This window comes from Inquilinus sp. CAU 1745 (assembly GCF_039839375.1).
Classification (GTDB): domain Bacteria; phylum Pseudomonadota; class Alphaproteobacteria; order DSM-16000; family Inquilinaceae; genus JBDOQU01.
Genome location: NZ_JBDOQU010000002.1, coordinates 263,362 through 278,353, shown reverse-complemented (window position 1 = coordinate 278,353; position 14,992 = coordinate 263,362). Strand labels below are relative to the sequence as shown.

At 69.3% G+C, this 14,992-nt stretch carries 15 protein-coding genes; 1 reads left to right on the top strand and 14 read right to left on the bottom strand.

The genetic code is table 11. From position 1 onward, the window contains the following. Positions 1–11: 11 nt before the first annotated feature. The 12 genes from AAFN89_RS03745 to AAFN89_RS03690 all read right to left on the bottom strand — a co-directional run bounded on the left by AAFN89_RS03745 (position 12) and on the right by AAFN89_RS03690 (position 11,515). Entirely contained in the window at positions 12–644 is a 633-nt protein-coding gene (locus AAFN89_RS03745; protein WP_347536044.1) for an extensin family protein, read from the bottom strand. After that, positions 641–1,027: a VOC family protein gene (locus AAFN89_RS03740; RefSeq protein ID WP_347536042.1), complete on the bottom strand. Its 387-nt coding sequence runs from the start codon at positions 1,025–1,027 to the stop codon at positions 641–643. Before AAFN89_RS03740 ends, AAFN89_RS03745 begins: the two co-directional genes overlap by 4 nt. Further along, the gene (locus AAFN89_RS03735) at positions 1,024–1,521 is read right to left on the bottom strand and encodes an RNA pyrophosphohydrolase (RefSeq protein ID WP_347536040.1); all 498 of its coding nucleotides are present in this window, start codon (positions 1,519–1,521) and stop codon (positions 1,024–1,026) included. Before AAFN89_RS03735 ends, AAFN89_RS03740 begins: the two co-directional genes overlap by 4 nt. Next, positions 1,518–2,816 (bottom strand): divergent polysaccharide deacetylase family protein, encoded by a 1,299-nt coding sequence (locus tag AAFN89_RS03730; protein WP_347536352.1) that lies wholly within the window; start codon positions 2,814–2,816, stop codon positions 1,518–1,520. Before AAFN89_RS03730 ends, AAFN89_RS03735 begins: the two co-directional genes overlap by 4 nt. 104 nt (positions 2,817–2,920) lie before the next feature. Beyond that, a complete protein-coding gene (locus AAFN89_RS03725) occupies positions 2,921–4,342 on the bottom strand; it encodes a S41 family peptidase (RefSeq protein ID WP_347536038.1) in 1,422 nt (473 codons plus the stop codon). Between the two features lie 2 nt (positions 4,343–4,344). Continuing rightward, positions 4,345–5,589 (bottom strand): peptidoglycan DD-metalloendopeptidase family protein, encoded by a 1,245-nt coding sequence (locus AAFN89_RS03720; protein ID WP_347536036.1) that lies wholly within the window; start codon positions 5,587–5,589, stop codon positions 4,345–4,347. Positions 5,590–5,591: 2 nt separating this feature from the next. Beyond that, complete coding sequence (gene gpmI, locus AAFN89_RS03715; RefSeq protein ID WP_347536034.1) at positions 5,592–7,157, bottom strand: 2,3-bisphosphoglycerate-independent phosphoglycerate mutase; 1,566 nt, start codon at positions 7,155–7,157, stop codon at positions 5,592–5,594. A gap of 23 nt (positions 7,158–7,180) precedes the next feature. Beyond that, positions 7,181–7,639 (bottom strand): 23S rRNA (pseudouridine(1915)-N(3))-methyltransferase RlmH, encoded by a 459-nt coding sequence (rlmH, locus tag AAFN89_RS03710; protein ID WP_347536032.1) that lies wholly within the window; start codon positions 7,637–7,639, stop codon positions 7,181–7,183. Positions 7,640–7,661: 22 nt separating this feature from the next. Further along, entirely contained in the window at positions 7,662–7,994 is a 333-nt protein-coding gene (gene rsfS, locus AAFN89_RS03705) for a ribosome silencing factor (protein WP_347536030.1), read from the bottom strand. Positions 7,995–8,071: 77 nt separating this feature from the next. Then, positions 8,072–8,728, bottom strand: coding sequence for a nicotinate-nucleotide adenylyltransferase (locus AAFN89_RS03700; RefSeq protein ID WP_347536028.1), 657 nt, complete (start codon positions 8,726–8,728; stop codon positions 8,072–8,074). 18 nt (positions 8,729–8,746) lie between these two features. Beyond that, positions 8,747–10,030, bottom strand: coding sequence for a glutamate-5-semialdehyde dehydrogenase (locus AAFN89_RS03695; RefSeq protein WP_347536026.1), 1,284 nt, complete (start codon positions 10,028–10,030; stop codon positions 8,747–8,749). Between the two features lie 66 nt (positions 10,031–10,096). Beyond that, positions 10,097–11,515 carry a PLP-dependent aminotransferase family protein gene (locus tag AAFN89_RS03690; protein WP_347536024.1) on the bottom strand — a complete coding sequence of 473 codons (1,419 nt, stop codon included), beginning with the start codon at positions 11,513–11,515 and terminating at the stop codon, positions 10,097–10,099. 65 nt (positions 11,516–11,580) lie between these two features. Here AAFN89_RS03690 and AAFN89_RS03685 point away from each other — a divergent pair, with 65 nt between their 5' ends. Further along, positions 11,581–12,291: a pyridoxamine 5'-phosphate oxidase family protein gene (locus AAFN89_RS03685; RefSeq protein WP_347536022.1), complete on the top strand. Its 711-nt coding sequence runs from the start codon at positions 11,581–11,583 to the stop codon at positions 12,289–12,291. A gap of 214 nt (positions 12,292–12,505) precedes the next feature. Here AAFN89_RS03685 and AAFN89_RS03680 read toward each other — a convergent pair whose 3' ends face one another. Both AAFN89_RS03680 and AAFN89_RS03675 read right to left on the bottom strand, forming a co-directional pair. Next, the gene (locus tag AAFN89_RS03680) at positions 12,506–13,567 is read right to left on the bottom strand and encodes an ABC transporter substrate-binding protein (protein ID WP_347536020.1); all 1,062 of its coding nucleotides are present in this window, start codon (positions 13,565–13,567) and stop codon (positions 12,506–12,508) included. Then, positions 13,564–14,976: a sensor histidine kinase N-terminal domain-containing protein gene (locus AAFN89_RS03675; RefSeq protein WP_347536017.1), complete on the bottom strand. Its 1,413-nt coding sequence runs from the start codon at positions 14,974–14,976 to the stop codon at positions 13,564–13,566. The genes AAFN89_RS03680 and AAFN89_RS03675 overlap by 4 nt, the downstream gene beginning before the upstream one ends. Between the last annotated feature and the right edge of the window lie 16 nt (positions 14,977–14,992).

Here is a 14,992-nt window from a genome sequence, read left to right as displayed (position 1 = left end):
AGCCGCCGTTCCTACGTCCCGCAGAGCCGCCAGGGGCCGATGTCCAGATGGATGTGGTCGTGGTGGTCGCGATCGTGGTTCGGGGTCAGGACGACGCTGAACAGGCGGCAGGCGCCGGCCGAGACTTCGCGCAAGAAGGCTTCCTTCCGGCCGCCGACCGACCAATCGTCCTCCACGTCGATGACAGTTCCGTCGGCCAGTTCGAACCCGCCGATGTCGATCGCCTTGCCCAGCGCATGTTCCGACAGCCTGCCGCCGCCGCTCGACCTCTCGCGGCAGGCATAGCCGCCCATATGGCGCAGCCGCACGACCGGCTGGCCGAAATGCCTCTGGGCGGCCGGCTGGACGATTCGGCGCTCATAGCTGTTAAGGACGAAGGCCAGGGTGCAGCCGACGGTGACGGGGGCGCTCATCGTCGCGGTTGACTGGCGGAGGGAGATCGCGGTGCGGACGCCGCAGCTTCCGGGCGTGCCGAAATCCTCCACCTTCTCGAAGACGACGCCATGGTCGGCCAGCGCGCCGAGGCAGGCTCCGCCGGAGAGCAGCACGGAAGGGTCCGGCGGTCCCGGCGGCAGGGAAGGCGGGGACGGGCCGGCGCAGGATCCCAGCATCAGCAGGAAGACCAGCGCCGGAAGGCGCTTCATGAGTCGGTTCGGCCGGAATGTTCGGCAAGCTCGACATTGTTGCCGGCGGGGTCGCGGGTGAAGAACCGCCTTATGCCGGCGATCGGCCGCTGGTCGGCGGCAATGGGCGCGCCGGCTTCCCGCAGGGCCTTCTCCATCGCGTCAAGATCGGCGACGCGGAAGCAGACATGGCGGGAGGCCGCCATCTGCGCGCCCCGGTCGGGCTCATCGAGCGACAGGTGGATCTGCTGGGCGCCGATCCGGAACCATGCGCCGGACGAACGCTGGCTCTCCGGCTTGGGCAGGCGTTCCAGGCCCAGCTCGGTCTCATAGAAGGCGATGGTCGCCGCTTCCTCGTCGGGCGTGCAGGTGATGTTGACGTGGTCGAGCGCCAGGACCGTCATTCCGCAGCTCCTTTCATCTTCGCCAGAAGGGGGGCGAAGGCCTCCAGAACGGCGGCGTAGACCTCCCGCTTGAAGGGGACGATGCTTTCCAGCACCTCGTCGGGGTCGGACCATCGCCAGGCGTCGAACTCGTCATCCTTGGCGGCGTCCAGGTCGATGTCGCTATCGCCGCCGGTGAAGCGGAAGGCGATCCATTTCTGCTCCTGCCCCCGATAGCGGCCGCGCCAGAGTTTGCCGACAAGGGCGTCGGGCAGGTCGTAGCGCAGCCAGCCTTCGGTTTCCGCCAGGAATTCCGCGCGGTCGGTGCCGGTTTCCTCCAGCAGTTCGCGCAAGGCGGCTTCACGGGGCGTCTCGCCCTTGTCGATGCCGCCCTGCGGCATCTGCCAGGCGTCGGGCGTGTCCTTGCGGCGGCCGACGAAGATCCGGCCGTCGCGATTGACCAGGACGACGCCGACGCAGGAACGGTAGGGCAGGGGCTGGGACAAGGGGTTCACCCGGCGGTTTCGGTTTCCTCTTCGGCCACGGCGCTGACCGGGGCGAGGACGACCCCGCTGTCCAGACCTTCCGCCCAGACGGACAGCCGCTCGACCACCACCGGGTAGGGCGGCAGCAGGATGACCGCCTTGCCGGCCCGGCGGGCCAGCGCCTCGGCCTCGGCCAGCAGCGCGTCGACCGCGTCCGGCGCGACTGCCTCGTCAAGCCGGAGATCGACGGAGGCGAAGGGAAGATGGGCGGAGGTTCCGGCGGGGGCCGCTCCGGTGGCGTCCAGGAACAGCAGCCCGCGCCCGTCCAGATTCTCCAGGACCGGAGCCAGCGCCTCTTCCTCCGCGACGAAGGCCGTCCCGGTCCTGTTGAGGATTCCGACATAGCCGTCGGCCTGACCCAGCACCCATTCCAGCCGGCCGCGGTTCCGCTCCCGATCATTGTCGATCAGCAAAGTGTGCGGTCCCGGATCGTCGGTGGGGTAGGAGGCGGGCTCCATCGGCACGGCGATCAGCACTTCATGCCCCGCCAGCCGGGCGTCGGCCACCGCCTGGTCCAGATCGCGGCCGTAGGGGCTGAAGGCGAGCGTCACCGCGCCGGGCAGTTCCTCGATCGCCGCGCGGGTCACGGCGGCGGCCTGTCCCAGCCCGGCCATGACGATGGCGATGCTCGGTCTCGGATCGTCCCGGTTGAAGGGGCGGGCGTAGTAGCGCCAGGGTTCGCGGCCATCCTCCGCGACGGCCGGCAGCGTGCCGCCGTTCGGCCCCGGCGCGGAAAGCGCCGGGTCGACTGCCGCCAGGACGATCTCGGCCGGCTGAAGCGTGGCGACGTCTTCAGGCGCGGCAGGGATTTCGGGGGCGGGAGGTTCGGCGGCAGTGGCTTCGGCGGCGGGCTCCGCCAGCGGTTCGGGAGGCGACGGTTCCGCTGTGGGAAGCTCCTCCACCGCCGGAGGTTCGGGCGGAGAAGGCGGCGCGGCCGCTTCCTCCGGCTGGGCCGGCTCGGGCGCAATCGGTTCGGGCTGGAGAGGTTCGGATTCCGCTGGGGCGGATTCGGGCGTTGCCGCCTCGGGAGTTTCCTCAGCCGCAGTGGTGGGCGGCGGCGGAGGCAGATCCAGCGAGGCGACCAGCGTGGCGCGGTCTACTTCCGACCGCGCGGCCGCCAGCGTGTCCTCCGCCTCTCCGGCCAGCCAACCGATCAGCCCGCCCAGCGCGACCACGATGAGCAGGGAGACCAGCGCGAAGGCTCCCCACCCTCCGAGCTTCCGGCCCTGCTTCGTCGTCGGCCGACCCCTCCGACCCTTCTCCATATCGACCACGTTCTCTCCGCCGTTCTGGTCCCTGCCGTCGCCTCAGCCTAGCCGGAGAAAGGTTAAGAACAAGCCTCTCCGAAATCTGCCTCCCCCGGGCGCGCTCAGTTGGCCGCGCGCTGCTCGCTGAACAGCGAGATGCCGCGCAGCAGGTCGATCGCCCGGTCGAGCTGGTAGTCGAACGGCTCCTCCTCGCCCTCGGGCGGGACCTCGGACATGTCCTCGCCGACCGGCACGGCCTCGTCCTCGCCGGCGGGGGCCTCATCCTCGCCCTCGGCCGGCGCATTGTCGTTGGCGGCGGGGTCGCCTTCCTCGACTGCGTTGTCGTCCGGCTCGTCCTCCAGCGGCACCTGGTTGTTGTCCAGCGCGCCGCGCAGATCGGCCTCCCGCCGGGCGATGCCGGCCTGGATCTCCTCCAGGCGCGCCTGCTCGACGATGATGTCGGGCTCGATCCCCATGGCCTGGATCGACCGTCCGCTGGGGGTGAAGTAGCGCGCCGTTGTCAGCCGCATCGCGCCATTGCCGGGCAGCGGCATGATCGTCTGGACCGATCCCTTGCCGAAGCTCTGGGTGCCCATGATGACAGCCCGGTGGTGGTCCTGCAGGGCGCCGGCGACGATCTCCGACGCGGAGGCGGAGCCGCCATTGATCAGCACGATGACGGGAAGCCCGTCCGCCAGGTCGCCCTCGGTGGCGTTCCAGCGCTGGCCCCGATCGGGATGCTGTTCGCTGCGGGTGGAGACGATCTCCCCCTGCTCCAGGAAGGCGTCGGAAACCGCGACCGCCTGGTCCAAGAGCCCGCCCGGATTGTTGCGCAGGTCGACGACGTAGCCCAGCAGGGCATCGCCGGTCTCCTCATCGATCGTCGCCATCGCCTCTTCCAGTCCGGACATCGTCTGTTCGGTGAAGCTGGTGATGCGGATATAGCCGACATCCTCGATCACTTCCGACCGGATCGATTCCACGCGGATGACGTCACGGGTCAGCGTGACGTCGAACGGCTCCTGCTCCCCGCGCTGGATGGTGACGGTGAGGTCGCTGCCGACCGCGCCGCGCATCTTGTCGACCGCGTCGTTCAGCGTCAGGCCCATCACCGGCTCGCCGTCCAGATGGGTGATCAGGTCGCCGGCTTGGAGTCCGGCGCGGAAGGCCGGCGTGTCGTCGATCGGCGACACCACCTTGACCACCCCGTTCTCCATCGTGACTTCGATGCCCAACCCGCCGAACGCGCCGCGGGTCTGGACCTGCATGTCCTGGAAGCTCTCCTCGTTGAGGTAGCTGGAATGCGGATCGAGAGAGGTCAGCATGCCGTTGATCGCGGCTTCGATGAGCTGCTTGTCGGTCACCTCCTCCACATAGTCGGCGCGGACCCGCTCGAAGACCTCGCCGAAGAGGTCGAGCTGGCGATAGGTGTCCAGCCGGTCGTCGGTCGGGTTCTCCGACGGTTCCGACTGCGCGATCACCAGCGCCGGGACGCCCGCCAGGGCGGCGGCGAGCGCGATGGCGGCGACCTGAAGCTTCTTCATCCTCAACCTCTTTCCTGGGCCTGGCTAAGCCCTTCTACCGGATTGACCGGCTGTCCGTCGCGGCGAAACTCGAAATAAATCTCGGCAGTCTGGCTTTCGGCGGCTTTCGCCGCGGTTCCGACCGGTTCCCCGGCCGCGATCTGTTGTCCCACGACGGCGTCGATGATGTCCAACCCGCCAATCAGCGAATGATATCCACCGGGATGTTGCAGGATCAAGATGCGCCCGTAGCCCCGGAACGGCCCAGCGAAGCGGACGGTTCCGCCGATCGGCGCCACCACCGGCGCGCCGGCGACGGTGCTGATCCGCAGGCCGCGCGCCGGCTCTCCGAACCGGTCGGCTTCGCCATAGCGGAGGACGACGCTGCCGGCGACGGGCATAGGCATGCCGCCGAAGGTTGCCGAGGCGGGGGGCGCCGCCTCCGCCGCCAACCGCCGCGCCTCTTCGGCCGCTTCCGCCGCTGCCTCCGCCTCTGCGCGGCGTCGTTCCTCGGCCTCCGCCTCTGCTTCCGCCTCTGCGCGGCGGCGGGCTTCCTCGGCCTCCAGCCGGGCGATCAGCTCGCGTATATCGGCCGCCTCACCGGCCAGGGCGGCAGATTGCGCGGCGGCCTCGGCGCGTTCGGCTTCCGTCAGGGCCAGCGCTTCGGTCCGTTGGGCGACGGCGTCGTTCAGCCGGGCGATCTCCCCATTCAACGCCCTGCGGGCTTCATCCGCCGCCAGGCGCCGCTCGTCCAGTTGGATGCGCGTTTCCTCAAGGTCGGCCAGCGTGCGGCGGACCGTCGCCGCCTCCGCCTCCAGCGCCGGGATGGCGGCCGACAGGACCGTCGCGCCGCGCACAACATCCAGCGGCGCGCCGGGACGCACCAGCAGCGCTTCGGGCGGCGTCCGACCCAGCCGGGCCAGCCCCGACAGCAGCCGGGCCAGCCGGTCGCGCCCGGCGGACAGCCGAAGCCTCAGATCGGCCTCCTGCCTCTCCAGTGTCGCCAGATCCTCGCCGATCTCCATCAGTGCGCCCTGTCGGGCCATCACTCGCCGGGCGGCCTCGATGCTGTCGGCCCTGAGGGCGGCGATGGCCTCGGCCGCCGCGGCGCTGTCGCGCGCCAGCTCGGCCTCGCGCGCCCGGCCCGCCTCCAGCCCCTGCTCGACCTCACGCAGCCTTTCCGCCGCGGCGTCGGCATCGGCGTCCTGCGCTCCGGCGGACGGGGCGCAAAGGAGAAGGGACAGGGCGAGGAGGAGGGCTGGGCGCAAGATTATTCGGCGGCTCGCCGGGCGCGGGAAGGGTCGATCAGGCTTTGGCCCGTCATCTCCGCCGGCTGGGGCAGGCCCATCAGTTCCAGCAGGGTCGGCGCCACATCCGCCAGCCGCCCGTCACGGAGCTTCGCCCCCTCCGGCCCGCCGATCAGCATCGCCGGCACCAGGTTAAGCGTGTGGGCGGTGTGCGGCTGTCCCGTCTCCGGATCGCGCATGGTCTCGCAATTGCCGTGGTCGGCGGTCACGAAGGCCGCGCCGCCTTGGCCGACGATCGCCTGTTCGATGCGGCCCAGGCAGGAATCCACCGTCTCCACCGCCTTGATCGCGGCGGGCAGGCTGCCGGTATGGCCGACCATGTCCGGGTTGGCGTAGTTGAGGATGATCAGATCGTATTTCCCGCTGTCGATCGCCTCGACCAGCCTGTCGGTCAGCTCCGGCGCCGACATTTCGGGCTGGAGGTCGTAGGTCGCGACCTTGGGGCTGGGCACGAGGATGCGATCCTCGCCCTCAAACTTCTGTTCCTCGCCGCCGTTGAAGAAGAAGGTGACGTGGGGATATTTCTCCGTCTCCGCCGCGCGAAGCTGCTTGCGGCCGTGCGCGGAGATGACCTCCCCCAGCACGCGGGTCAGGGATTTGGGCGGGAAGATCGCGCTCATCAGCGGGTTGAGGGCGTCGGAATATTCCACCATGCCGCAGGCGTCGGCGATGGCGATCCGCCGACGGTCGAAGCCCTTGAAATCGGCGTCCAGCAGCGCGGTCAGGATCTCCCGCGCGCGGTCGGCGCGGAAATTGGCGAACAGCACGCCGTCGCCATCCTCCATGCCCTTGTAGTCGCCGATGATTGTGGGGAGGATGAATTCGTCGGTGACGTCCTTGCCATAGGCGGCGTCGATCGCGGCCAGCGCGTCGGCGGCCTTCTCTCCCCTGCCTTCGGCGACCGCGCGATAGGCCAGCTCAACCCGTTCCCACCTCTTGTCGCGGTCCATCGCGTAATAACGGCCGTCGACCGTGGCGATGGCGACGCCTTTCGCGCCCGCGACGGCGTCCAGGAAGCGGGCCACGCTCTCCCGGCCGCTGCGGGGCGGGGTATCCCTTCCGTCGGTGAAGGCGTGGACGGCGACGGGAACATCGGCTTCGGCCACCGCCCTGGCGAGCGCCGCCATGTGATCCTGATGGGCATGGACGCCGCCCGGCGACAGCAGGCCCATCAGATGGCAGGTCCCGCCCGTCTCCTTCAGCTTCGCGATATGGGCGGCCAGCGCCGGACTGCGGGGCAGATCGCCGTCCGCCACCGCCTTGTCGATCTTCAGCAAATCCTGGAGCACCACCCGGCCGGCGCCCAGATTCATGTGGCCGACCTCCGAATTGCCGATCTGCCCCCTGGGCAGGCCGACATCCTCCTCCGACGCCTTGAGGAAGGCGCGGGGGGTGGATGCCCAGAGGCGGTCGAAAACGGGCGTCCGCGCCTGACGGACGGCGTTGTCCGAATCGTCTTCCCGCCAGCCCCAGCCATCCAGGACGCACAGCATGACGGGGCGAGGGGCGGAGGGGGTATCGGTCGGCATGGCGGTTCCTTGGGAGAAAAGGTTCAGGACCGGTGGTAAGGGTGACCTTCCAGGATGGTCTGGGCGCGGTAAATCTGTTCGGCCAGCATCGCGCGGGCCAGCATGTGAGGCCAAGTCATCCGGCCGAAGGCGACAGTGAGGGCCGCGCGTTCGCGGATCGTCTCGTCGTGGCCGTCCGCGCCGCCGATCAGGAAGGCCAGGTCGCCCACCCCCTCGTCGCGCCACCGGCCCATCTTCTCCGCGAAGGCCTCGCTGGAAAGGTCGCGTCCCCGCTCGTCCAGCGCCACCAGCCTCGCGCCCGGCGGCACGGCCTCCAGAAGCAGCGCCGCCTCGGCGCGCTTCAACTCAGCGCCCGTCAGCCGCTTCCTGACCTCGACCTCGCGGATCGTCAGCGGCCACGGCGACCGGCGAGCATAGTCCTCCACCACATCCTTCACCGGCCCCGCGCGCAACCGCCCCACGGCGGCGATCCACAGTCTCATGCGCGGGTTCCCCGCGGCCTGGTCAGGCGCCGATGGCGGTGGTCGCCGCGCCGTCGGCGTCCCACATCTTCTCCAGACCGTAGAAGGCCCGGACTTCCGGCCGGAACAGGTGAACGATCACGTCGCCGGCGTCGACCAGCACCCAGTCGGCGTTGGCCTGGCCCTCGATCGCGATGTCGGTCACCCCGTCGGCCTTCAGCTTCTCCAGCAGATGGTCGGCCATGGCCGAAACCTGCCGTGTCGACCGGCCAGTCGCGATGACCATCCGATCCGCGATGGATGTCTTGCCGAGAAGGTCGATGACGACGGCGTCTTCCGCCTTGTCGTCGTCCAGGGACTTCAGAACGATGTCCACGATCCGTCGGGCGGCATCGTCGGCCGGGTGCGGATCGGACGATTCCCGCTTTTCGGGAACCGGGGAACGTTTGGGTGTTATGGCCGTGACCTCGCATTGGTTGACGAATGCGCCTTGTCGGCATCGTCATCGGAGCGGCCGCGCAGGGCCGTCGCAGAGGCCGGATGCAGCCGGGTGTGGAGGAAGGCCCATGCCGGAGGGGCCATGTCGGCCAGCCGGCCGATCCGATCCGCCGTCACCCGGCGCCGCGCGAACCGCTGGGAGGCTTTGCCGCCAAGCGCCCTCAAAGAATAGGAAGGGCGGTCGAAGATCGCAACGGGTACGGTGTGAAATATCACGGTCCAGCGGTCCCATTCGGGAAGCTGGAGAAGATTGTCCGCCCCCATCAGCCAGACGAAGCGCGTCTGCGGGAACCGGCCGGAGAGGGCTGTCAGCGTATCGGCGGTGTAGCGGGTGCCCAGCCGCCGCTCGATATCCGTCACCACGATGCGGGGGTGCCGGGCGATGCGGCGCGCGCCCTCCACCCGCTCCGCCAGCCCGGCCATGCCGTTGGTTGGCTTGAGCGGGTTCTGCGGGCTGACCAGCCACCAGACGGCGTCGAGCCGCAGCAGCTTCAGCGCCTCCAGGCTGATATGGCGGTGGCCGTCATGGGCGGGGTTGAACGAGCCGCCCAGGATGCCGACGCGCAGGCCGGCCCACAGGCCGCCGCCGTAAAGGGTCGGGGGAAGCGGCAATCCGGGCGCGCCGTTCCGCTACGGACGAACCTGTCCGGCGCCGCGGACCAGGTATTTGTAGCTGGTGAGCTGCTCGGCCCCGACCGGGCCGCGCGCATGGAGCTTGCCGGTGGAGATGCCGATCTCCGCCCCCATGCCGAACTCCCCCCCATCGGCGAACTGGGTGGAGGCGTTGTGCAGCAGGATGCCGCTGTCGACAGCGGCGAAGAAGCGGGCCGCCGCGCCCTCATCCTCCGTCACGATGCTTTCGGTGTGGTGGGAACCGTAGGCGTTGATGTGCGTGATCGCCTGCTCCACCCCGTCCACCTGCCGGACGGCGATGATGGCGTCGAGATATTCCGTCCGCCAATCCTCCTCGGTGGCGGGCAGCACGCGGGAATCGAGAGCGCGGGTCGCCTCGTCGCCCCTTACCTCGCACCCCGCCGCGATCAGATCGTCCAGCACCGGCGGCAGCAGCCGCGCGGCGGCCGCCCGGTCGACCAGCAGCGTCTCCGCCGCGCCGCAGACGCCGGTGCGGCGCATCTTGGAATTCAGCGTCACCGCGCAGGCCTTCTCCGGGTCCGCCGCGGCGTGGAGATAGACGTGGCAGATTCCGTCCAGATGCTTGAAGACAGGAATTCGGCTTTCCGCCGCCACCCGTTCGATCAGCGACCGGCCGCCGCGCGGCACGATCACGTCGATATGCTCGGTCATCCCCAGCATCAGCCCGACCGCCGCCCGGTTGCGGGTCGGCACGAGCTGGATTGCGGCTTCGGGCAGGCCCGCCGCGCGCAGCCCCTCGGCCATCGCCTGGGCGATGGCGGTCGAGGAATGGAAGCTTTCCGATCCGCCGCGCAGGATGGCGGCGTTGCCGGCCTTGAGGCACAGGCCGCCGGCGTCGGCGGTGACGTTCGGCCGGCTTTCATAGATGATCCCGATGACGCCCAGCGGCACCCGGACCCGCGCGATGCGCAGCCCGTTCGGGCGGTCCCATTCCGCCAGCATCGCGCCCACCGGATCGGGCAGTTCGGCTATGTCCTCAAGCCCCTTCGCGATCGTCTCGACCCGCGCCTCGTCCAGCTTCAGCCGGTCCAGCATGGCGGCGGAAAGGCCTTTGGCGGAGGCCGCCTCCATGTCGTGAGCGTTGGCCTCCAGCAAGCCGTCACGGTTCGCTCTCAGCGCCTGCGCGGCTGCCCGCAGCGCAGCATCCTTGGCGTCGGACGGCGCGGTCGCCAGCGCGAAAGCTGCGGCCTTCGCGGCCTCGCCCAACTGGCGCATCCGGCTTTCCAGATCGTCGCGGAGTATGGGTTGAACGGCGGTCATGAACGGCTCATTCGGCGCGGGGACGGTCAATGGACGCACGCAGGATAGACAAAAGGGCAGGGGAGTTCACGTCTCTTCGGCGATTGCCGCCAACGCCGCACCCAGCGTCGCCGCAAGCCCTTTCAGCGTTTCAGGCGGCCAGCCGCTGAAGCCGATCACGACTCCCTGCCGCGCGGGTTCGCCCAGATAGAGCGGCGACAGCGCGCGCAGGCCAAGCCCCATCCTGTCGAGGCGGGCGACAAGGTCGGTATCCCGCACGCCATCGGGCAGGCCGCAGATCAGATGCAGTCCCTGGTCGGGCGGGCGCACCGCCGGATCGATCGGGCTGAGCGCGCCGGCCAGCACGTCCCGGGCGATGCGTGCCGCCCGCCGGGCCCGGCGGATATGGGCGGAGAAATGTCCCTCGCGCAGGAATTCCGCCAGCGTCGTCTCCAGGACCGAAACCGGGAAGCGGTCGGTCCGGGCGCGCAGATCGCGCATCGGTTCCAGAAGCCCGTCGGGAACCACCGCGTAGCCGAGCCGCAGGCCGGGAAAAAGCACCTTTGAGAAGGTGCCGAGATAGATCACCCGTCCGGAATCGTCCATGCCCTGCAGGGCCGTCAGCGGCGGGCCGGCATAGCGGAACTCGCTGTCGTAATCATCCTCGATGATCCACGCTCCGCTCCGCCGGGCCCAGTCGACCAGGGCGAGCCTGCGCCGCATCGTCATCGCCACCCCCAGCGGGAACTGGTGGGACGGCGTGACGTAGGCGGCGCGCGCGTCGGGGCGAAGGCGGATGCCGGCGGAGACATCCAGCCCCTCTGAATCGACCGGTACGCCCGTCAGCCGCAGCCCGGCGCCCTCCATCGCCAGCCGCGCCATCGGATAGCAGGGATTTTCGATCCAGACCGGGCTGCCGGGCGGGATCGCCGCCCGGATCGCCAGGTCCAGCCCCTGCTGCGTCCCGGAGGTGATCATGACGTTGCGCGCCGTGCAGCGGACGCCCCGCGCCGTGCGCAGATAGTCGGCGACCGTCTCGCGCAGGCCCCTGTCACCCTGCGGGTCGCCATACTGGAAGAGGCGCGGTTCGACCCTGCTCATGCTGCGATTGACCAGCCGGCGCAGGATATCGTGGGTGCGGCGATCCGGCGTCGCGACGCCGAGCGCGCCGGCCCGGGCGATGGGCGGCGCGGCTTCGTCGGCCTCGTCGTCCGCCGGGCGGGGCAGGGTCGGCACCGCTTCGGCGACGAAGGTGCCCGCCCCGACGCGCGCCTCGGCGAAGCCGTCGGCAACCAGCATCTCATAGCCGGCGACGACCGCTCCTCGGGCGACATGGAGGCTGCGCGCAAGCTCCCTTGTCGGCGGCAGACGGCTCCCCGAACGAAGCTCTCCGCTCTCGATCACGCCCCTGAGACCCCGATAGACCGCCAGCCTGTGCGGTCCAGGCGGCAGTCGCAGGCCGGCGAGGTCGGGATAGTCAGGATTGGTTCGAGAGTTTCGATTCATATTGGACCTTTACCAGACCAATTCTTCATTGAAGATATGCGCCGCCATTCGGGAGAAGACAAGAAATGACCGACAGCTACCCTGTCACCGCGCGGAACCGCGTGCGCCGCGCCCATGAACGCGGCAGCTACGACCACGCCTCTGTTCATGCGGTCCTCGACGCCGGGATGCTCGCCCATGTCGCCTATGTGATCGACGGCCAGCCCTTCTGCACGCCCACGCTGCATTGGCGCGAAGGCGACGTGCTCTACTGGCACGGCTCCTCGGCGAGCCGGATGCTGAGAAGCCTCAAGGACGGCGCGCGCGCCTGCGTCACCGTCTCCCATCTGGACGGGCTGGTGCTGGCGCGCTCGGGCTTCAACCATTCGGTCAACTACCGCTCGGCGATGTGCTTCGGCACGGCCCGCCTCGTCGACGATCCCGACGAGAAGGCGCGCGCGCTGACCGGTGTCATAGAGCGCTTCTACAAGGGGCGCGACGAGGCGTTGCGTCCGATCACCGCCAAGGAGACGAAGGCGACCGCCGTCATCGCCATGCGGATCGAGGAGGCGTCGGCGAAGGTCCGGGCAAAGGGCGTCGCGGACGACGAGGAGGATTATGGCCACCCGGTCTGGGCAGGGGTCATTCCGGTCCGAACCGTCCTCGGAACTGCGGAACCCTGTCCCCGGCTGGCCGACGGCGTCACCACAGGCGCGCTCGTCGATCTCTATACGGAAGGCAAAAGGCTGGACAGCGCCCTTACGGCGGCGATGTCTTTCTATGAAGGGGCGGAATGACGTTGTTTTTGCTGGTCATTCCGGCCCCCGAGCCGGAATCCATAGGCCAGCGACGCGGCACCAGCGGCGAAGAACCGGGCGCGACAGGGCGAGCATCGACGCCGCATGGATGCTGGATCAAGTCCAGCATGACATTGTTTTTGTTGGTCATTCCGGACTTGATCCGGAATCCATGGGCCGTCGCCGTTTCACCGGCGTTCGCCATGAAGGGCGCTCAATCCCGCCGGATGCCTTCGCGCCAGGAGGTCAGGAACTTCTCGCGTTTCAGCCGGTCGAGATAGACCAGCAGGCCGGGGCCGAGCTGGATGGAGCGAAGGGGCCCGACTCGGTTCTCGCTGATGCCGATGCGGCTGTAGGGGCCCGTCACCTCCGGCCGGACGGCCGACAGACGGCCGCTGTCGGTCAGTACGCGCTGGCCCTCGATCGACAGCAGATAGTCGAGGAAACGGTGGGCTTCGTCCGGATTGCGCGCTTCGGCGGAGATGATGGCGGTGCGGGAGATCGCCAGCGTGTAGTCGCTGGGCAGCACGATGCCGATGGCGCTGTTCCGTTCCGCCCAGACCTGGGCGTAGGAGCCGAGAACGTTGTAGCCGAGCAGGTAGCGGCCGTCCGCGATGCCCTCCAGCATCTCCGAGGTATTGCCCTTCAGCACCACGTCGTTCCGGCCGAACGTCTCCAGCAGGCTGCCGAAGACGCCGCCGACCACCGCGTCCTGCGTCGCCAGCAGATAGCCGACGCCGCTTTCCTCGATATCGTAGGTGACGACCCGGCCGCGATAGGTCTCGGCATGCTCCCGCATCAGGCGCAGCAGGTCGAAGCGAGTGTCGGGGACATGGTCCGGCGGCACCAGCTCCCTGTTGTAGACGATGACCGCCGGCTCGAAGGTGAAGCCGAACGCCTGGTCCCGCCAGGTGGCCCAGTCGGGGATGCTTTCCGCGGCGGAGGAATGGTGGAAGGCGGCGTAGCCGTCATTCGCCAGCTTCACCTGGAGGTCCATGGCGGAGGACAGCAGGATGTCGGCCGAAGGCTTCCCAGAATCGACCTCCGCGACGAAGCGGTCGTAGAGTTCCGCCGTATCGAGGTCGACATAGGTGATCTCGATCTCCCGGTTCAGCGCCTGGAACCGGTCGATCGCGGGGCTCAGCGTCGCGAGGTCGGTGGAGCTGTAGACCAGCAGTTCGCCATCGCCGGGGGAGAGCCGGGGGAAGATAGTCGTCTCCGCCGCCGCCATGGTCGGCGCGGCCAGGACAGCGAGGATCAGGAGCGCGCGGATCATGAGGCCACCCCCGTCGTGGGCGCGGGCGGGAAGCGCAGAGTCACGACCAGCCCGCCGCCCGGTCGATCGGAAAGGGCGACGCCGCCGCCATGGGCGTCGACCACGCGCCGGACGATCGCGAGGCCCAGACCCGATCCCGGCATGTCGGCCGCCGAGCCGCGCTGGAACCTCTCGAACGCCCGGGCGCGCTCCGGCTCCGGGATGCCGGGGCCACCGTCGGAGACGGAGACGCAGCGGGCATCGTCCGCGCCGTCCACGAAAAGGCTGACGGCGATCCCGTCCTTGCCGGCGCAACCGTGGCGCACGGCATTGTCCAGCACGTTCTTCACTGCCTCCCGCAGCATCACGCTGTCGCCGCTCACCTCCACGCCGCCGGCTGAATCGCTGTAGTCGATGTCGATGCCGGGATCGGCGAGGGGGATCGCCTCCCGGATCGCCTGGCGCACCACCTCGTCCAACCGGACGGGCGCGAACATCTCCGCCTCCCCGCGATGGACCACCATGGCGTGGCTGAGAAGCTGGTGCGTGAGGCGACTGGCCAGCGCGGCGTTGCGCTCGATCCGCTCCAGCGACCGCCGCACCACCGCCGGGTCGTCCTCGTCCAGCGCGGTCTGGGCCTGCACACGGAGGCTGGCCAGCGGCGTGCGGATCTGGTGCGCGGCCTCCGCGATGAAGGACTGCATCGTATCCATGTTGGCGCGCAGCCGTTGCATGAACCGGTTGAGGCTGTCCACCAGAAGCTGGATCTCATGGGGCGCCGGCGTCGCCACCGGATGAAGGTCGGTCGGGCGGCGCAGGCGAAGATCGTTGCCGACCCGGACCAGCGGCCGGAGCGCCAGCGTCACGCCGATCCACGCCAGCGCCAGCGCCAGGGCGCTCAGAGCAAGGATCGGCATGGTGGCGTCCAGCGCGATGCTGCGCGCCAGATCCTCCCGCGCCTGCTGGGTCTGCCCGACCTGGATGGTCGCCCAGCCCTGGACTCCCGGCTCCGCCACCAGCCGCCCGAGAATGCCGAAGCGCACCATCTCTCCCCGGTAGAACGCGTCGAAGAATTGCGGTTGCCCGGCGACCTCCATGGTCTCGGGGACCGGCAGGTCGGGATAGCCGGTCACGGTCTCCCCGCCTGGTGCTGCGATCCGGTAGAAGACGCGGTCGTCGGGCGCCAGCGACAGCATGTCCAGCGCGGCGTAGGGCAGATCGGCATCCAGCTCGCCATTGATGACGTTGACCGTCTCCGCGATGGCGAGAGCGGAGCCGGCCAGAAGCTGGTCGTAGGCGTGGTCGGCGGCGCGCCTGCCATATTCCAGGGCGGCGGCAGCCAGGATGAGCGTGCCGCCCAGCGACAGGCAGCCCAGAAACAAGAGCAGCTTGCTGCGCAGCGACAGCCGCTGGCCCAGCGCCCGGATCATGGTTACCGGCCCATGG